Annotated in this window: 17 protein-coding genes; 10 read left to right on the top strand and 7 right to left on the bottom strand. The window is 62.1% G+C overall.

All coding sequences use genetic code 11. The annotated features are described in order from the left end of the window. From CAF90_RS10015 to CAF90_RS10005, 3 genes are all read left to right on the top strand, one after another. Window positions 1–1,911 carry an ATP-binding cassette domain-containing protein gene (locus CAF90_RS10015; protein WP_007951855.1) on the top strand — a complete coding sequence of 637 codons (1,911 nt, stop codon included), beginning with the start codon at window positions 1–3 and terminating at the stop codon, window positions 1,909–1,911. Further along, window positions 1,911–2,492 (top strand): mechanosensitive ion channel family protein, encoded by a 582-nt coding sequence (locus CAF90_RS10010; protein ID WP_085606057.1) that lies wholly within the window; start codon window positions 1,911–1,913, stop codon window positions 2,490–2,492. Before CAF90_RS10015 ends, CAF90_RS10010 begins: the two co-directional genes overlap by 1 nt. A 114-nt stretch (window positions 2,493–2,606) precedes the next feature. Next, a complete protein-coding gene (locus CAF90_RS10005) occupies window positions 2,607–3,239 on the top strand; it encodes a LysE family transporter (RefSeq protein ID WP_064600316.1) in 633 nt (210 codons plus the stop codon). Between the two features lie 124 nt (window positions 3,240–3,363). On the opposite strand, the gene CAF90_RS10000 is transcribed toward CAF90_RS10005, so the two are convergent. The 5 genes from CAF90_RS10000 to CAF90_RS09980 form a co-directional block, all read right to left on the bottom strand. Then, on the bottom strand, window positions 3,364–4,107 hold the full coding sequence (locus CAF90_RS10000; RefSeq protein WP_007951850.1) for a hypothetical protein: 744 nt from the start codon (window positions 4,105–4,107) through the stop codon (window positions 3,364–3,366). A 3-nt stretch (window positions 4,108–4,110) separates the two neighbouring features. Then, window positions 4,111–4,698 (bottom strand): penicillin-binding protein activator LpoB, encoded by a 588-nt coding sequence (lpoB, locus tag CAF90_RS09995; RefSeq protein WP_007951848.1) that lies wholly within the window; start codon window positions 4,696–4,698, stop codon window positions 4,111–4,113. Between the two features lie 36 nt (window positions 4,699–4,734). Beyond that, a complete protein-coding gene (locus CAF90_RS09990; RefSeq protein ID WP_007951846.1) occupies window positions 4,735–5,109 on the bottom strand; it encodes a YcfL family protein in 375 nt (124 codons plus the stop codon). A 15-nt stretch (window positions 5,110–5,124) separates the two neighbouring features. Further along, window positions 5,125–6,519, bottom strand: coding sequence for a COG3014 family protein (locus CAF90_RS09985; RefSeq protein WP_085606055.1), 1,395 nt, complete (start codon window positions 6,517–6,519; stop codon window positions 5,125–5,127). A gap of 206 nt (window positions 6,520–6,725) precedes the next feature. Continuing rightward, entirely contained in the window at window positions 6,726–8,126 is a 1,401-nt protein-coding gene (locus tag CAF90_RS09980; RefSeq protein ID WP_085606053.1) for a COG3014 family protein, read from the bottom strand. A gap of 198 nt (window positions 8,127–8,324) precedes the next feature. On the opposite strand from CAF90_RS09980, the gene CAF90_RS09975 reads away from it, so the two are divergent. The 4 genes from CAF90_RS09975 (at window position 8,325) to CAF90_RS09960 (ending at window position 12,490) form a co-directional block, all read left to right on the top strand. Beyond that, the gene (locus CAF90_RS09975) at window positions 8,325–9,038 is read left to right on the top strand and encodes a cysteine hydrolase family protein (RefSeq protein WP_256578427.1); all 714 of its coding nucleotides are present in this window, start codon (window positions 8,325–8,327) and stop codon (window positions 9,036–9,038) included. A gap of 8 nt (window positions 9,039–9,046) precedes the next feature. Next, window positions 9,047–9,946, top strand: a complete 900-nt coding sequence (locus CAF90_RS09970) for a LysR family transcriptional regulator (RefSeq protein ID WP_085606051.1) — start codon at window positions 9,047–9,049, stop codon at window positions 9,944–9,946. A gap of 86 nt (window positions 9,947–10,032) precedes the next feature. Next, the gene (locus CAF90_RS09965) at window positions 10,033–11,931 is read left to right on the top strand and encodes an FTR1 family protein (RefSeq protein ID WP_085606049.1); all 1,899 of its coding nucleotides are present in this window, start codon (window positions 10,033–10,035) and stop codon (window positions 11,929–11,931) included. A 103-nt stretch (window positions 11,932–12,034) separates the two neighbouring features. After that, a complete protein-coding gene (locus CAF90_RS09960; protein ID WP_085606047.1) occupies window positions 12,035–12,490 on the top strand; it encodes a YaiI/YqxD family protein in 456 nt (151 codons plus the stop codon). A gap of 132 nt (window positions 12,491–12,622) precedes the next feature. Here CAF90_RS09960 and elbB read toward each other — a convergent pair whose 3' ends face one another. Beyond that, entirely contained in the window at window positions 12,623–13,291 is a 669-nt protein-coding gene (gene elbB / locus CAF90_RS09955; RefSeq protein WP_085606045.1) for an isoprenoid biosynthesis glyoxalase ElbB, read from the bottom strand. Window positions 13,292–13,407: 116 nt separating this feature from the next. Here elbB and CAF90_RS09950 point away from each other — a divergent pair, with 116 nt between their 5' ends. Further along, window positions 13,408–14,643, top strand: a complete 1,236-nt coding sequence (locus tag CAF90_RS09950; protein WP_085606043.1) for a sterol desaturase family protein — start codon at window positions 13,408–13,410, stop codon at window positions 14,641–14,643. Here CAF90_RS09950 and CAF90_RS09945 read toward each other — a convergent pair. Further along, window positions 14,624–15,280 carry a DedA family protein gene (locus CAF90_RS09945; RefSeq protein WP_085606041.1) on the bottom strand — a complete coding sequence of 219 codons (657 nt, stop codon included), beginning with the start codon at window positions 15,278–15,280 and terminating at the stop codon, window positions 14,624–14,626. The two genes, CAF90_RS09950 and CAF90_RS09945, sit on opposite strands and share 20 nt — an antisense overlap. A gap of 208 nt (window positions 15,281–15,488) precedes the next feature. Between CAF90_RS09945 and hemB the strand changes: the two genes are divergently transcribed. Beyond that, window positions 15,489–16,502: a porphobilinogen synthase gene (gene hemB / locus CAF90_RS09940; protein ID WP_007951836.1), complete on the top strand. Its 1,014-nt coding sequence runs from the start codon at window positions 15,489–15,491 to the stop codon at window positions 16,500–16,502. Window positions 16,503–16,520: 18 nt separating this feature from the next. Beyond that, on the top strand, window positions 16,521–18,746 hold the full coding sequence (ppk1, locus tag CAF90_RS09935) for a polyphosphate kinase 1 (protein ID WP_007951835.1): 2,226 nt from the start codon (window positions 16,521–16,523) through the stop codon (window positions 18,744–18,746). Window positions 18,747–18,756: the final 10 nt, after the last annotated feature.

Here is an 18,756-nt window from a genome sequence, read left to right as displayed (position 1 = left end):
ATGATCCGACTTCAGAACCTGACTTTACAGCGTGGCCCGCAACGTCTGCTAGAAGACGCCGAGCTGACCCTGCACGCCGGCCACAAAGCCGGCCTCATCGGTGCCAACGGCGCCGGCAAATCCAGCCTGTTCGCCTTGCTCCGCGGTGAGCTGCACCCGGACTCGGGCGACTGCCTGCTGCCGGCCGACTGGCGTATCGCCCACATGCGCCAGGAGGTCGACACGCTCGAGCGTCTGGCGGTCGACTATGTGCTCGACGGCGACCTGCGTCTGCGCGAAGTGCAGCGTGAGCTGGCAGCGGCCGAAGAGGCCCATGACGGCACCGCACTGGCCCGCCTGCACGCCGAACTCGACAGCGCCGATGGTTACACCGCTGACGCCCGTGCGCGCAAGCTGCTCGCCGGCCTCGGTTTTACCAACGAGCAGATGGATCGTCAGGTAGGAGATTTCTCCGGTGGCTGGCGGATGCGTCTGAACCTTGCGCAGGCTTTGATGTGCCCATCAGACCTGTTGCTGCTCGACGAACCGACCAACCACCTGGATCTCGACGCCATCATCTGGCTCGAAGAGTGGCTGAAAAGTTACCCCGGCACCTTGCTGCTGATTTCCCACGACCGGGACTTCCTCGATGAAGTGGTCGATCACGTGGCCCACGTCGATCAGCGCAAGCTGACGCTCTACCGTGGCGGCTACACCGCGTTCGAACGCGCCCGTGCCGAGCGTCTGGCCCAGCAGCAACAGGCCTACGAGAAGCAGCAGGCGCAGCGTGCGCACATGGAAAGCTACATCGCCCGGTTCAAGGCCCAGGCCACCAAGGCCCGTCAGGCCCAGAGCCGGATCAAGGCCCTCGAGCGCATGGAAGAACTGTCGGCGGCCCACGTCGATTCGCCGTTCGACTTCGTGTTCCGCGAGTCGACCAAGATCTCCAGTCCGCTGATCGACCTGTCCGACGCGCGCCTGGGTTATGGCGAGAAAACCGTGCTGGAGAAGGTCAAGCTGCAACTGACCCCCGGCGCGCGGATCGGCTTGCTCGGCCCGAATGGCGCGGGTAAATCGACCCTGATCAAAAACCTCGCCGGTGAGCTCGAACCGCTGGCCGGGCGCCTGACTCGCGGTGAGAACACCGTGGTCGGCTACTTCGCCCAGCATCAGCTCGACTCGCTGGACTCCAAGGCCAGCCCGTTGCTGCACTTGCAGCGTCTGGCACCGACCGAGCGCGAGCAGACCCTGCGCGATTTCCTCGGCGGTTTCGACTTCCGTGGTGCGCGGATCGATGAGCCGGTGCTGAATTTCTCTGGCGGCGAAAAGGCCCGTCTGGCTCTGGCACTGATCGCCTGGGAACGGCCGAACCTGCTGCTGCTCGACGAACCCACCAACCACCTCGACCTGGAAATGCGCCTGGCGCTGACCATGGCGTTGCAGGAATTCAGCGGTGCGGTGCTGGTGGTTTCCCACGATCGGCATTTGCTCAAGAGCACCACCGACAACTTCTTCCTGGTCGCGGACGGCAAGGTCGAGGAGTTCGATGGCGACCTCGAAGACTACGCCCGTTGGCTGGTCGAGTACCGTCAGCGCAATGCCCCGGTCAGCAACACACCGGTCAACCCGGACAAGACCGACAAGAAGGCCCAGCGTCAGGCTGCCGCTGCGCTGCGTCAGCAACTGGCGCCGCACAAGCGCGAGGCTGACAAGCTCGAAGCCGAGCTCGGCAAGCTGCACGAGAAGCTGGCGAAGGTCGATGCCAGCCTTGGCGACAGCGACATCTACGAGCCGGCGCGCAAGAACGAATTGCGTGACCTGCTGGCCGAACAGGCCAAGCTGAAAGTCCGCGAAGGTGAACTTGAAGAAGCGTGGATGGAAGCTCTGGAAACGCTGGAAAGCATGCAGGCGGAGCTGGAGGCTTTGTCCTGATGGAAGCCTTCAAACTTCCATTGCCGGCGATGTGGGTCGAGCCGATCTGGCTCGGCGTGCAGATTCTGCTGATCCTGCTGGCCGGCTACTTCGCTCAGCGCGTCGTCGCCCGGTTCCTGACCCGCCTGGGCGAGAAGTATCCGTTCCCGCCGCAGCTGCTGATGCCGCTGCGCGGTGGTCTGCGCTGGCTGATCATGGGCAGTGCGCTGATCTTCGTGCTGGAACGCCTCGGGGTCTCGGCCACGGTGCTCTGGACTGCGTTGTCGGGCTTCGTCGCGGTGGCGGCGGTGGCGTTCTTCGCCATGTGGAGCGTGCTGTCGAACCTGCTCTGCGCAATCCTGATCTTCACCGTCGGACCGTTCCGTCTTGGCGACGTGGTCGAACTGGTCGACACCACCGACAAACCCGGCGTCAAAGGCCGGGTGGTGGCGATCAATCTGCTCTACACCACGTTGATCGAGGCTGAAGAACTCGGCACCGGCAGCGCCATGGTGCAAGTGCCCAACAGCCTGTTCTTCCAGCGTTCGGTGCGCCGCTGGCGCGGCACGGATATCTTCCCTTCCAGCGGTTTCGAAAAGTGATCGGACGCCGGCCACGTTGGTCGGCGCCCGCAACATCCTGCAAAAAATCGGTAGTCATCCAGCCAAATCCGCATTAGCTTTGAGGATTGTCACGAGTCCGAGTCGAGGTGTGCGATGGAGCTTCAAACATGGCTGGCGTTTTTTGCCGCCTGCTGGGTGATCAGTCTTTCTCCGGGTGCCGGCGCGATTGCGTCGATGTCCAGCGGCCTGCAATACGGTTTCTGGCGCGGCTACTGGAACGCCCTGGGCCTGCAGATCGGCCTGGCTGTGCAGATTGCCATTGTCGGCGCCGGTGTCGGTGCGATCCTCACCGCTTCGGCCACTGCGTTCCATGCGATCAAATGGTTCGGTGTCGCCTACCTGGTTTATCTCGCGATCAAACAATGGCGCGCACTGCCGATGGACATGAGTGACGACGCGGCCGTTCGACCGATCGGCAAGCCGCTGGCCCTGGTGTTTCGTGGTTTTCTGGTGAACATCAGCAACCCCAAGGCGCTGGTGTTCATGCTCGCGGTGCTGCCGCAGTTCATCAATCCACATGCACCGCTGCTGATCCAGTACGTGGTGATCGGCGTGACCATGATTGCGGTCGACCTGATCGTCATGGCTGGCTACACCGGACTGGCTTCGAAGGTGTTGCGCCTGTTGCGCACGCCGACCCAGCAGCGACGCATGAACCGCACGTTTGCCGGGCTGTTCATTGGCGCGGCGGCGTTCATGGCGACGTTGCGCAAAGCGGCCGCATAAAGCGTACAGGCACAAAAAAGGCGACCTTCTCAGGTCGCCTTTTTTTTGTGTCTGGAACGCAGAGCGTCCCGGGCTGCATTCCCACGCGGACGGTTCGACGCCTCGACGTGGGAACGATCATCGGTCAGTGAAGAATCACCGGCGCCGTATCACGCGGCAGATTGTTGCGCTGCTGCGGTTCGCGCGGCTGCTCGTAACCGCCACCACCGAGCTGCATGCTCAGTTGTCCGGCCACGTCTTCGCCCAGTGCCTTCGACACGTCACGCACCACCCGTGGGCGGTTGAGTGAGATCTTGATGTCGCGGTGGTTCACCAGTTTGGTGTCCTGCGCCTCACCCATCGCCGTGAAGGCCGAGGTGATTTCGTAGGTCTTGGTGTTGATCAGGCTGAAATCGGCCACCAGCGTCAGGCCCAGTACTGCCGAATAGCTGTCGGTGTGCGCCAGCTCGTTCATGTCCTGGGTGAAGTCGATGTCCGACACGGTGCCGAACAGCACGTAGTCGGCACCCTTGAAGTTGCCGGCCTTGATCCGCTTGATCACATCGTAGATGTCACCCTTGGACGACGCCGTGTACGGTGTGCCCTGAATCAACTGGAACATGCCGGTACGCAGGATTTCACCTTTGATGTCGCCGGTGAATTTACGCAGCTCGGCCTGCTCGATGTAGCTGGTGTTGGCTTCGAATTCGTCGTAGCTCGAAGAACCGCTGGAGCTGTAGTAGCCCTCGCGGTAGTTGTTCTTCGACGAAACGATGTGGATGTATTGCTCCACACGTTCCTGGTACGCCAGATCCGTCACCGCGACTTTCGGGGCCGCTTGCACGCTGAACGCGCAAGCCAGGGCCATCATGCCAATCCATGCGCGCATCGATTAACGCTCCGTGGTTTTGCGGATCTCTTTCTCGTCCATCCACTCGGCCAGACCGCTTTCAACGTCGATCAGTTGCAGGCTGAATTTGTAGAAGACGTCCTTGTAGTCGCTGCTGCGCTTGACGATCGAGCTGATCGAACCTTCAAGACGGTATTTGGCGGCGATCATGTTGCCAGTCTTGGCCACGGTGCTCTTCTTGTACAGGCCGCTCTGGTTTTGCAGCTTGAGCTGGTCGACCTGGCTCTGCATCGCGGTGTTGTCGCTGGCGAAACGGGCGGTGCCGGACTTCATCAGCTGGGTCTTGATGCTGGTGGTGATTTCGCGGGTGTCGATGTATTCGCTGGTCTTGTTCTTCACGTCGTAGACCTGCACCACAGGGCGACCCTGCAGGATGCCGGACTGGGCCAGGGAACGGGTCATCGACTCGGCGATCATCTGCAGGTCGGTCGAACCGAACTCGTTGGTCACGGTTTCAACGGCCTTGGTGTCGCCGTAGCTGATGTTCTTGCTGCCCAGGGTCGGCGAAGTGTTGGCGCAACCGGAGGCCAGCAGGGCGAGGACGGCGATGAAGGAAAAGCGTGCAAACATGGGAATGCTCTCTGAATCGGGAATAGGGTGTCGGGCTTAAGGCGTCTTGAGTTCCAGACGGAAATCCACGGCTTTCGGCGTCGGGGCGATGCCCTGGATGAAGCTGGTCTGGGCGCCGTACATCATCTGGCTCTTCCAGACTTCTTCTTCGGCGACCGGGAAACCTTCCGGCCCGAGCCAGGCGAAGCGGTAGTAGAACGTCTTGTTGCTGTTGAGGGTGTTGCTCAACTGCACGTTGACGGTCATGAAGCCGTTTTCACGGGCCACGCGCATCGCGCCGACCACGATGTGTTTCTGCGGGCCCATGGCCACGACCTTGCTCGCGGCACTGCCCGGCTCAGGTGGTGGCGGGGTGGCGCAGCCGCTCGCCAAAAGGGCGAGGGCGGCGACGGCGATGAGTTTGAAGCGCATGCAAAGACTCCGTTCTTAAGGTTGTTTGAGGCTGGCCACGGCGGTGGCGCCAGCACTCGGGGTAACGTGGGCGGCGAGGCCTGCGGCGAATACCTGATTGCCGACGGCGCGCAGGGTGATCACCTGGTAACGCTGATCGACGGTCACCTTGACCTGAGAACCACCAACGGCGCTCGGCAGAGTGACTTGGTGCTCGCCTTTCTTCAAGCGCAGACGTACCACTTGTGTGGTGTCCGGCAGGGTACGCCACGTACGGGTATCGGCACCTTCGAGCACAGCTGAAGAAATACCGACCGCCAGGCCCGCCAGCGGGTTGGTTTCGTTGATCTTCTTCTGCGCCACACCTTTGGTGATCGCACGCACGGTGGTGCGCAGGATGATCCCCGGCATGTCATCGCGCAGGGCGCGGCGGGACATGGCGGTGGTGCTGTTCAGTGCGGTCAGGTCGACCTGTTGGCCATCGACACCGATCTGCGCGAATGTCGCGGTGGAGGTGTCAGGTTTGATGATCGGGAACGACAGCGGAGTGATTACTACGTTGTTGGAGATCGGCAGCGGCAGTGGCACGCGGATCGAATCCCGGGCCGGCGCCAGACCGCTTTGCACCACGATCAGGATGTCGCTGTCGTCGCTCTTGACCGGCTTGTCGAGGTTGACCAGCGCCTGCTCCAGCAGGGGAGTGTTCGGGCGCAGTTCGGCCGCCTTGCGATAGCCCGGCGCAGCGAGGTCTTTCTCGCCCAGGGCTTCATAGACGAAACCGGCCAGGTAATGGCTGAACGCACTCTGGTAGCTGTTTTTCAGGCCGACCACTTCCGGGGCGTCGAGGCTGGCGACCGGGTAGCCCTGCAAGTCTTTGTATTCGGTCTTGATGCCTTCTTTCTCGGCTTCCTCTTCGCTCTTGAGGTATTCCTTGTCGCGCAGGTCGGCGATCACCGCTTCACGTTCGTGAGTCTTCTTGATCGCGGTGCGGGCGCCGTCGAAATCGTTGACCGCCAGCAGGTTCAGGGCCATCTGCGTGGTCAGCATGACTTTTTCGTAGTCGTAGCCTTCGTAGCGGCGGACCTTGTCGTTTACCAGGAAACTGCCGAACTGGGCCAAGTACTTGTCGGTGTCGAGCTTGACCGAGTCTTCCCACTTGCCCACCACCTGGTCGGCGCTGGTCCAGGCATTCTGGCTGCCGGACAGATCGCCCTTGGCGCGCAGCAGCTCACCCTTCTCGAAGTAATAGAGCAGGTCCTTGTCCGGGCCGGTGTTGTTTTTTTCCAGCAGGGTCAGGGCGGCGTCGACGTTGCCGGTGGCCAGTTGCTGGTTGGTCTGGGCCAGTTCGGAATCGTAGTTGCGAAACGCCGAACAGCCGGACAGCAGGGTGACAGCGCTGAGCGCGATCAGAGTGGGAGCGCGGAATGCCATGGGGTACTTCTTCCATGAGTAGCGACAGCCTCGGGTGCGGGTCGGGCTGCTGGGACCGATCGGCAGTGGCGCTGGCCTCCTGCCAATTCCTCATAACAAGAGGAGCTTTAATGCCGCATCGCGATAGCGCGGGCGCGGCATTATAAGCGGGCGGTGCTGGCTATGTAATAGCTTTTTAATTGCACCGGTTAGTTAGGTGCCATTACTTATTTCAGGCCGGATACCACGCGGCTTTCCGGCGATGTGGAGGCCTGGAAAGCGCTGCCGTTGGCATAGATTCTGTCGCCCAGGGCGCGCAGGCCGATGATCTGACGATCCTGATCGATGCGGATTTTCAGCGGTGCGACACCGGGTGCGGTAGGCAGATTGATCATGTGCTCGCCTTTCTTCAGCCGCAGGCGCACTACCTGGGTGAGGTTGGGCAGGGTGCGCCAGGTGCGGGTGTCTGCGTGCTCGAATCCATCGTAATGGGTCACATAGGACGCCTTGGCCGGGTTGCGCCGATTGTCGGTGCCCTGGACGTCTGCCGCCAGGAACGCGCGATACGTGGTGCGCTGGATGATCCCGGGCATGTCGTCACGCAGAGTGCGCAAGGACATGTCGGTAATGTTGTTGACCGTGATCAGCTTCTTTGGACGACCGTCGAGGCTGATCTGATTGAAGGGTTGGGTGGACGTGTCGGGCACCATCACCGGAAACGACACATTGGCCACGATCACCTGACCGTCCTCAAGCTTCACCGGATACGGCACTCGCACCGAACTGCGAGCCGGCGCCAGCCCGCTTTGCACGATGATCAGCACATCGCTTTCGTCCGCCTTGAGCCCGGGGCTGTCGAGGTCATGCAATGCCTGTTGGAAGAACGGCATGTCAGGACGCAGTTCTATGGCCTGACGGTAACCGGGTGCGGCCAGATCCTTTTCACCCAGGGCTTCATAAGTGAAGCCGGCCAGATAGTGGCTGAACGCACTTTGATAGCCGTTCTTCAGAGCGATGACCGCCGGCGAGTCCAGCATGACCACCGGGTAACCTTGCAGATCCTTGTAATGAACGCGCGCGCCCTGGGCCTTGGCGGCATTTTCAATGCGCTCGTATTCCAGTTCTCGTTGCCGGGCGATCAGGGTTTCGCGCTCGTGGGTTTTCTTGATGTCCGCACGGGCACCGTCGAAATCATTCACGGCCAACTGGTTCAGGGCCATCTGCGTGGTCAGCATGACCTTTTCATAGTCGTAACCATCGTAGCGACGAATCTTGTCGTTGATGATGCTGCCCCATTGATTGCCCAGGGCGGACAGCAACTTGTCGCCGGTGGTTTCTATGGTGTCCTGACGCTGGATCACCATCTGTTCGGCGCTGCGCCAGGCGACCTGACTTTGCGGCAACTCCCCGGCAGCGCTGAGTACCGCGCCTTTCTCGAAGTAATACAGCAGGTCTTTTTCTTCATCCGGGTTATGCGCCTCGATCAGGGCCAGCGCACCGTTGGTGTCGCCCGCTTTCAACTGATCGGTGGTCTGTTGCAGTTCCAGATCGTAATTGCGGTAGGCCCCGCAACCGCTCAACTGCAAGACGATGCTGAACAACAGGGAAAACAGCAGGCAATGGCGCATGGCGAGGGGTTCTTCCTTGAACAGAAGGGCGACTGAAGTGGCGCATTATAGTGGGAGATGATGGCTAATTGCCGGGCAGATTTTTTCACATGGTCTGTGCAAAAGTTGCACAGATCATGTGCCAATACTGCCGTGGTCAGGCCGTTTGCGGATTCCTAGACTTGGCCGACTTACACGCCTCTCTACAGGAACCGCGCCATGACTCTCTCGCAAACGTATCGCTGCAGCTCAGTTTTCAGAATCCTGTTCGCCAGTCTTGGTCTCGCTGCGGTCAGCAGTGCGATGGCCAGTACTGCACCGGATGCTCATCCAACCATTCGTGCAATATCCGGCGCGGTGCCGATCGAGCGCCTCGACCCGAAGACCACCGCGCTGGTGGTGATTGATTTCCAGAACGAGTACTTCAGCGGGCGTCTGCCGATTCCCGACGGCATCGCGGCCATGAACAAGGCCCGTGAGCTGATCCGCTTTGCCGATCAGGCGAAGATGCCGGTGTTCCAGGTTCAGCACGTCGCGCCCGCCGGTTCGCCGGTGTTTGCGCAGGGTGGCGAGACCGTGAAGTTTCATCCGCTGATGCAGCCGAGGGCGCAGGATCACGTGCTGCAAAAGTCCACGGTCAGCGTGTTCGCCAGCACCGACCTTGATCGCCAGCTCAAGCAGGCCGGCATCAAGACCGTGATTTTCGCCGGGCTGATGACCCACGCCTGCGTTGCCGGCGGTGCCCGGGACGCTGCACCGTTGGGCTATCAGGTCGTGGTAGCATCCGACGCTTCGGCGACCCGGGCGATCACCCGCGTCAACGGCGACACCGTCGACAAGGACAGCCTGCACCGCGCGGCGCTGGCCGAAATCGAAGACACCTTCGGTGACGTCATGACCACGCAGCAGATCGTTCGCCTGCCACTCGACTGAGGGCTTCGATGAATCAGCTGTTGGCCATGCGCGCGTTCCGTTGCATCGTCGAGTGTCGCGGCTTCACAGCCGCCGCCGAGCGGCTCGACACCACGCATTCGACGATCTCCCGTCAGCTCCAGCAACTGGAGGCGGAGCTCGGCACGCGCCTGATCAACCGCAACACCCGGCGCTTCAGCCTGACCACGGCGGGGCAGCAGTATTACGCCGCGTGCGTGGACATTCTCGACCGCCTCGATCAGGCCGCGCTGGCGGTCGGGCAGGCCCGTGAAACCCCCAGTGGACTGTTGCGCATCAGCGCGCCGGTGGTGATCGGCACGCTGGAACTGGCGAGCTGGCTGCCGGCGTTTCAGCAGCGTTATCCCGAGGTTGAGGTCGATCTGTCCTGCGATGACCGTTTCGTCGACCTGATCGCCGAAGGCTTCGACGTGGCGCTGCGCATCTGCGGGCCGCTGGCGGATTCATCCCTGGTGGCGCGTCTGCTGACGGTGTCCGAGATGGTGCTGGTGGCCTCGCCGACCTACGTCGCGCGACACGGTCTGATCCGCCAGGTCAGTGAGCTGGCCGACCATCAATTGCTCGCGTTCGCCGGCGGTGGCGACTGGTCGTTGACCGATGCGCGCGGGCTGACGACAGCGGTGCGTGCCCAGGGGCGGTTCAAGGCGGACTCGATCAGCTCGCTGCATGCGGCGGCGCTGGCCGGTGTCGGCATTGCCGCGTTCACCCGGGCCACGGTGCAGGACGATCTGTTGCATGGCCGGCTGGTGCAAATCCTGCCCAACTACAGCCTCGGCCAGCGGCATTACTACGCGCTGTATCCCCACGCCCGGCATGTGGCGCTGAAGGTGCAGGTGTTCGTCGAATTCATGGCCGAACACTACCGCAAGGCGAGTGCACCCTTGCGCTAAAACCCGTTGGGCCGCCAAGAAAGCTTGAGGGAAACGCGCTCGACGTGAACAATATGTAACTTCGCATTTCCACTTGAGACTCATTCATGACTGCCGCGTCCCGATTTCTGGCCTGGCTGGTGTTCCCGTTGTGCGCCCTGAGCAGCTTCAATCTGCTGGCCGACACCGTGGAAGGCGCGCCGCAAGCGCTGCACCTGCTCGATTACATCAGCGCCGATTACCCGCCGACGGTAGAGGCAGGCAAAGTCATCGACGACGGCGAGTACCGCGAGCAGCTGGAATTCACCCAGGTGCTGCAAGGGCTGATCGCCGGTCTGCCGGCCAAACCGGAGAAAGCGGCGCTGGAGCAGGGCGTGACTGCCTTGCACGCCGCGATCACGGCGAAACAGGATGGCGCGGACGTCGCCCGTCAGGCCCGGCAACTGGGGGCGAAACTGGCGGTGGCTTATGAAGTCAGCCAGGCCCCGATTATCACGCCCGATCCGACCCGTGGTGCGCCGCTGTACGCGCAAAACTGCTCGGTGTGCCACGGCGACACGGGTGCCGGCGACGGCCCGGCGGGTCTCGGCATGACGCCGGCGCCGGCCAATCTGCGCGACGCTGCGCGGATGGATCACCTGAGCCTGTACGCGATCTACAGCACTCTCGGCCAGGGCGTCGAAGGCACTGACATGCCAGCCTTCGCCGATCAGCTGGATGACCGTCAGCGCTGGGATCTGGCGACCTACATCGCGCAGTTCAGCGCCGATCCGGCCACGGCCAAATCCGACAAGACCTACAACATTGCCGATCTGGCCCGCCAGACCCCGGCCGAAGTGCAGGCCGCCGAAGGCGCTGAAGCCGCCGCGATCTTCCGTGTGCAACGGGCGCAGCCGCCGCAGGTCAAGCGCGGCCCGGCGCAGTTGCTCGACTACACCGCCGCGACGCTGGACAAGAGCTTGGCGGCGTACCGCGCCGGTGAGCACGATCAGGCCTATGACCTGTCGGTGGCGGCGTATCTGGAAGGCTTCGAACTGGTCGAAAGCTCGCTGGACAACGTCGACGCCAACGTGCGCAAGGACACCGAAAAATCCCTGATGGCCTATCGGCAATCGTTGCAGGACGGCTTGCCGGTGGAGCAGGCCGAGCAGCGTCTGGACGCGGCCAAGGCCAAACTCAAGGAATCCGCCGGCCTGTTGGGCAGCGATGGTCTGAGCTGGTCGCTGAGCTACATCTCCGGTCTGCTGATTCTGCTGCGCGAAGGTCTGGAAGCGATTCTGGTGCTGGCGGCGATCCTCGCGTTCCTGCGCAACACCGGCCAGCAATCGGCGGTGCGCAGCGTCAACGTCGGCTGGGGGCTGGCGCTGCTGGCCGGCCTCGGCACCTGGGCGCTGGCGGCGTATGTGATCGATGTCAGCGGCTCCCAGCGTGAACTGTTGGAAGGCGCCACGGCGCTGTTTGCCAGCGTCATGGTGTTGTGGCTCGGCGTGTGGATGCACGACCGTCGGCACGCGGCGGCCTGGCAGGATTACATCAAGCAGAGCCTGGTGGGCGGAGGCGGGCGTTTCGGTTTCGCGATCCTGGCGTTCTTCTCGGTGTACCGCGAGCTGTTCGAAGTGATCCTGTTCTACGAAACCCTGTGGCTGCAGGCCGGTCCCGCCGGGCATAACGCGGTACTCGCCGGCGGCGCGACGGCGCTGGTGCTGCTGTTCGGTCTGGCGTGGGTGATCTTGCGCGGCTCGGCGAAACTGCCGCTGACGCTGTTCTTCAGCATCAACGCAGCGCTGCTCTGCGCGTTGTCGGTGGTATTCGCCGGCCACGGCGTGAAGGCGTTGCAGGAAGCCGGGATCTTCGGCACCCGCCCGGTGGCGTTCTTCGATTTCGACTGGCTGGGGATTCATGCCGATGCGTACTCGCTGACGGCGCAGGCCGTGGCGATTGCGGCGATTATCGTGCTGTATGGTCGTAGCTGGGTGGCTGAAAAACGTAGGGTGACTGCTGCTTAAAGGCATTCGCTGCGCTCATATTCGCGAGCAAGCTCGCTCCCACAGGGTTGGTGCGTAATCTGTGGGAGCGAGCTTGCTCGCGAATTTTTTGGAGGTAGAAAACATGCGCGTATGGATCGATGCCGACGCCTGCCCGAAGATGGCCAAAGAGCTGGTGGTGAAGTTCGCCCTCAAGCGCCGCTTCGAAGTGGTGCTGGTGGCGGGGCAACCGCAGAGCAAACCGGCGCTGGCGATCGTCAAGCTGATCGTGGTGCCGAGCGGCCCGGATGCGGCGGATGATTATCTGGTGGAACACGCGGTGCCGGGCGAACTGGTGATTTGCAGCGACATCCCGCTGGCCGACCGGCTGGTGAAGAAGGGCGTTGCAGCGCTGGACCCGCGAGGCAAGGAGTTCGACGCACAGAACATGGGTGAGCGGCTGGCGACTCGCAATCTGTTCACTGACCTGCGTGAACAGGGCCAGGTCAGCGGCGGTCCGGCACCGTTCGGTGACCGCGAGAAGCAGGCGTTCGCCAATGCGCTGGACCGGATCCTGACGCGGCTGGCGCGCCAGGTTTGATCGTTCCCACGCTCTGCGTGGGAACGCCTCTCGGGACGCTCCGCGTCCCAGCCTCACCGCCGATGCAAGGCAGACGCGGAGCGTCCAAGGCTGCATTCCCACGCGGAGCGTGGGAACGATCACTATCGCCGGTCAGGCGTCGTTTTCGTGGGTCAGTTCCAACACCCGATCCACCAGCTTGTTGATCCCCGAAGCCGCCTCGCTGATCGTCTGCGCCAGCATGTAGGCCGGGGTGGTCACCAGTTTGCGCGCCTTGTCTTCGATGATGTCGGTCACCGCGCAGTCTTCGTGGGTGGCGCCCATCTTGTTCATGGCAGCGGCCGTGTCGGCATCGTTGCCGATGGTGCAGGTCACGCCCGGGCCGTAGATCTTCGCGGCCAGTGCCGGCGAGATGCAGATCAGGCCAACAGGCTTGCCCGCTTCGGCAAAGGCTTCGGCCAGCGCCAGCACTTCCGGCTGCACGGTGCAGCCGGCGCCTTCGATGGCGAAGTTCGACAGGTTCTTCGCCGCACCGAAACCGCCGGGCACGATCAGCGCATCGAAGTCCTCGACATCGGCCTCGCGCAGATCCTTGACGTTGCCCCGGGCGATGCGTGCCGATTCCACCAGCACGTTGCGCGATTCGGGCATTTCTTCACCGGTCAGGTGGTTGATCACATGCAATTGCGCAATGTTCGGGGCGAAGCACTGCACTTGTGCGCCGCGCTGGTCGAGGCGCAGCAGGGTGATGACGCTTTCGTGGATCTCGGCGCCGTCGTACACGCCGCAACCGGACAGGATCACTGCAACTTTTTTGCTCATGGGTTTCTCTCCAGATTCATGGCGTTAAATGTCCACTAATTTGTCGTTCGTTGCCATAGGGTCTAGCCCCGGCTACACCTAGGATCTGTGCACACGGATCTCGATCAGGGCGCGTCATGAACTTCATTTTGTATGCGGTGCCTTTTTTCTTCGTATTGATTGCGGCGGAGCTCATCGCCGACCGCTGGCGCGGGGTGAGCAACTATCGCCTGGCCGATGCGGTGAACAGCATCAGCACCGGGGTGTTGTCGACCACCACCGGCCTGTTGACCAAGGGCGTGGGCCTGGTGACCTATGCGTTTGCCCTTGAGCACCTGGCGCTGGTCAGGTTGCCTGCGAACAGCGTATGGGTCTGGGTGTTTGCCTTTGTCCTCTATGACTTCTGCTATTACTGGCTGCATCGCATGGGCCATGAACGCAACATCCTCTGGGCCGCGCATTCGGTGCATCACCAAAGCGAGGACTACAACCTTTCCACAGCCTTGCGCCAGACCAGTACCGGGTTTCTGCTGGGCTGGATTTTCTACCTGCCGATGGCGGTACTCGGGGTGCCGCTGCTGGTGTTCGTCAGTGTCGCGGCGCTGAATCTGCTCTACCAGTTCTGGGTCCACACCCGGCACATTCCCAAGCTCGGCTGGTTCGAGTGGTGCTTCGTCACGCCGTCCAATCATCGGGCCCACCATGCACAGAACGCTCTCTACATGGATCGCAACTACGGCGGGGTGTTCATTATTTGGGACCGTCTGTTCGGCTCGTTCCAGGAAGAGGACGACAACGAACCGGTGATTTTCGGCGTGACCACACCGTTGGCGAGCTGGAATCCGTTGTGGGCCAACCTGCAGTTTTACGCGCAGCTATGGGATGACGCGCGCCGGGCCGAGCGTACGTGGGACAAGATCCGGATCTGGTTCATGCGCACCGGCTGGCGTCCGGCGGACGTCGCGGCGAAGTACCCGATGAGCAAGCCGGACCTGAGTCAGTTCCGCAAGTTCGAGGTGCCGTTGGACAGCCGTCAGCAGTGGTACGTGGGGTTGCAGTTCGGCGTGTATGTGGCGCTGGGCAGTTATCTGCTGAACCTGGAACGCAGTCTGCCCACCGGCGCATTGCTGCTCGGCTGGGGCGCGGTGGCGTTCGGTTTGTTCGTATTGGGCGTGGCCCTGGAGAATCGCCCGTGGGCGGGGAGGCTGGAAGTGCTGCGGCTGGCATCGAACCTGCCGCTGGTGTGGCTGGCGCCGCTGGTCGGGCTGTGGCCGGCCAGCCCGGGGATGTGGGTCGGCCTGCTCAGTTACAGCCTGCTCAGCGGCATCGGGCTGTATTGCTGCCGCCAGAGACTTACTCGGCTGGCGTCTTAGGGTCGGCGGCCTTGGCCATTTCGGCTTTGTGCCGTTCGGCCTTGGCCAGTTGCTCGGCCTGCTCTTCCTCGTAGACCTTTTTCGCCAGCCGGGCATTCTTGAACCGGCGGCGCAGCCACAGGCCCAGGCCAAGCACCAGCAGCGCGCCCAGTACCCACAATTCATACTTCTTGATGCTGCCGAGCATGCCTTCGAGCACGGCGCCGAAATGGTAAGCAGCGGCGGCCAGGGCGGTGGCCCAGATCGCAGCGCCGATGCCGTTCAGCAGCAGATAACGTCCCGGCGGATAGCCCGACAGGCCGATCGCCACCGGCATCACCGTGCGCAGGCCGTATACGAAGCGAAAGCTCAGGACCCAGATGTCCGGGTGCTTGCGGATGTGTTCCAGCGCGCGGTCGCCCATCATCTGCCAGCGCGGTTTGCGCGCCAGCAACTTGCGTCCGTGCTTGCGGCCCAGGAAGTACCACAGCTGATCGCCGGCATAGCTGCCGAAGAACGCCACGACCACCACCAGTTTGATGTCCATGTATTCACGGAACGCGAGGAAGCCCGCGAGCACCAGGATGGTTTCGCCTTCGAAAAACGTGCCGAGAAACAGGGCAAAGTAGCCGAAGTCATGCAGAAATTGTTGGAGCATTGTCTGGGTGCTGGCGAAATGAACGCGCAGCCTAACCCTTCGGACACATTCAGGAAAGTGTCGAAATGTGTCTCGACGTGAACATTTCCTACACGGACAATGGAAAGCGACTACCTGTCGCAGGGGTGCACATAACTGTAATACGTTGGTCATAATGGCCATCTATAACTGTCACGCTCGCCCGTTTGCGCGGGCTCAGGAGTCTGCCGTGAGCTTTACCCCAGCCAACCGTCTGTTCCCTGCCACCCGCCTGCGTCGCAATCGCCGTGATGATTTTTCCCGGCGGCTGGTGCGTGAGAATGTGTTGACGGTCGATGACCTGATCCTGCCGGTGTTCGTGCTCGACGGTGAAAACCGTCGCGAAGCCGTGGCCTCGATGCCGGGTGTCGAGCGCCTGACCATCGACCTGCTGCTTGAAGAAGCCGCCAAATGGGTCGAACTGGGAATCCCGGCGCTGGCGCTGTTCCCGGTTACCCCGCCCGAACTCAAATCCCTCGATGCCGCCGAAGCCTGGAATCCCGAAGGTATCGCCCAGCGCGCCACCCGTGCCCTGCGTGACCGATTCCCCGAGCTGGGCGTGATCACCGACGTCGCCCTCGACCCGTTCACCACCCACGGTCAGGACGGCATTCTCGATGAAGAAGGCTATGTGCAGAACGACATCACTGTCGATGCACTGGTCAAACAGGCGTTGTCTCACGCCGCTGCCGGCGCCCAGGTGGTTGCCCCGTCGGACATGATGGACGGCCGCATTCAGGCGATCCGCGAAGCGTTGGAGCTGGCCGGTCACGTCAACGTGCGGATCATGGCCTACTCGGCCAAGTACGCGAGCGCCTATTACGGCCCGTTCCGCGATGCCGTGGGTTCGGCCGCGAACCTGGGCAAGGCGAACAAGGCCTCCTATCAGATGGACCCGGCCAACAGCGACGAAGCGCTGCACGAAGTGGGCGCGGACTTGTCTGAAGGCGCGGACATGGTCATGGTCAAACCCGGCATGCCGTACCTGGACATTTTGTTCCGGGTAAAAGATGCCTTCAAAGTGCCGACCTTCGTCTATCAAGTTAGCGGCGAATACGCCATGCACATGGCGGCGATCCAGAATGGCTGGTTGAGCGAAGGCGTGATCCTCGAATCCCTGACCGCCTTTAAACGTGCCGGCGCCGATGGCATCCTGACTTACTTTGCTGTCCGTGCCGCTCAATTGTTACGAGAGCAGAAATAGCCCTCCCAGGAACATTCGATGAATACCGAAGGACTCACTGAAGTTGCCGTAAAAGAAGCTCAACCCGTGGTCGAGCAGATTACCGAAACCCCGCCGGAACTGGAGCCAGCGCCACCCGCGCCGGCAACCGAGCCTGCCGCGGCGGTTCCGGCGATCGCGATTCCCGGCCTGGATGACAGCAGCCTGTACATCCACCGGGAGTTGTCGCAACTGCAGTTCAACATCCGCGTGCTGGAACAGGCGCTGGACGAGTCCTACCCGTTGCTGGAGCGGCTGAAGTTCCTGCTGATCTTCTCCAGCAACCTCGACGAATTCTTCGAAATCCGCGTCGCCGGCCTCAAGAAACAAATCACCTTCGCCCGTGAACAGGCCGGTGCTGATGGCCTGCAACCGCATCAGGCCCTGGCCCGCATCAGCGAGCTGGTGCACGGTCATGTCGACCGCCAGTACGCGATCCTCAACGACATCCTGCTGCCGGAGCTGGAAAAGCATCAGGTGCGTTTCATCCGCCGGCGCAACTGGACGACCAAGCTCAAGACCTGGGTGCGCCGCTATTTCCGCGACGAGATCGCACCGATCATCACCCCGATCGGCCTCGACCCGACGCACCCGTTCCCGTTGCTGGTGAACAAGAGCCTGAACTTCATCGTCGAGCTCGAAGGCATCGACGCCTTCGGCCGCGATTCCGGTCTGGCGATCATCCCGGCGCCGCGTCTGCTGCCGCGGATCATCAAGGTGCCGGAAGAAGTCGGCGGCCCTGGCGACAACTATGTGTTCCTGTCGTCGATGATCCACGCCCACGCCGATGACCTGTTCCAGGGCATGAAGGTAAAAGGCTGCTACCAGTTCCGTCTGACCCGAAACGCCGACCTTGCGCTCGACTCCGAAGACGTCGAAGACCTGGCCCGCGCCCTGCGTGGCGAGCTGTTCTCCCGTCGTTACGGTGACGCCGTGCGCCTGGAAGTCGCCGACACCTGCCCGAAACACCTGTCGGACTACCTGCTCAAGCAGTTCAACCTGAGCGAAACCGAGCTGTATCAGGTCAACGGTCCGGTGAACCTGACGCGTCTGTTCAGCATCACCGGTCTGGACAGCCATCCGGAGCTGCAATACACGCCGTTCACGCCGCAGATCCCGAAACTGCTGCAGAACAGCGAGAACATTTTCAGCGTGATCAGCAAGCAGGACATCCTGCTGCTGCACCCGTTCGAGTCGTTCACCCCGGTGGTCGACCTGCTGCGCCAGGCCGCCAAGGACCCGCACGTTCTGGCCGTGCGCCAGACCCTGTACCGCTCCGGCGCCAACTCGGAAATTGTCGATGCGCTGGTGGACGCCGCGCGTAACGGCAAGGAAGTGACGGCGGTCATCGAGCTGCGTGCGCGCTTCGACGAAGAATCCAACCTGCAACTGGCCAGCCGTCTGCAAGCGGCGGGTGCGGTGGTGATCTATGGCGTGGTGGGCTTCAAGACCCACGCCAAGATGATGCTGATCCTGCGTCGCGAGGCCGGCGAGATCGTGCGTTACGCGCACCTCGGCACCGGTAACTACCACGCCGGCAACGCCCGTCTGTACACCGACTACAGCCTGCTGACCTCCGACGACGCCTTGTGCGAAGACGTCGGCAAACTGTTCAGCCAGTTGATCGGCATGGGTAAAACGTTGCGCATGAAGAAGCTGCTGCATGCGCCGTTCACCCTGAAGAAGGGCATGCTCGACATGATCCTGCGCGAGACGCAATTCGCGCTCGACGGCAAGCCGGCGCACATCATCGCCAAGTTCAACTCGCTGACCGATCCGAAGATCATCCGCGCGCTGTACAAGGCCAGCCAGTCCGGCGTGCGCATCGATCTGGTGGTGCGCGGCATGTGCTGCCTGCGTCCGGGCATCGCCGGGGTTTCGCACAACATCCACGTGCGCTCGATCATCGGTCGCTTCCTTGAACACACCCGAGTGTTCTACTTCCTCAACGGTGGCGAGGAGCAGATGTTCCTGTCCAGCGCCGACTGGATGGAGCGCAACCTCGACAAGCGCGTCGAGACTTGCTTCCCGGTGGAAGGCAAGAAGCTGCTGACCCGGGTCAAGAAAGAGCTGGAGCTGTACCTGACCGACAACACCCACAGCTGGAGCCTGCAATCGGACGGCCGCTACATCCGCAACACGCCGACCGGCAACCAGAACCCGCGCAGTGCGCAGGCGACGTTGCTGGAGCGGTTGGGTAGCCCGATTCTGCCGGTCAGCAGCTGACCGCAGGTTT

The sequence above is a fragment of the Pseudomonas sp. B37(2017) genome (genome assembly GCF_002112885.1).
Taxonomy (GTDB): domain Bacteria; phylum Pseudomonadota; class Gammaproteobacteria; order Pseudomonadales; family Pseudomonadaceae; genus Aquipseudomonas; species Aquipseudomonas paraglycinae.
The sequence above is the reverse complement of the archived record's forward strand: the minus strand, read 5'-3'. Positions and strand labels throughout refer to the sequence as shown.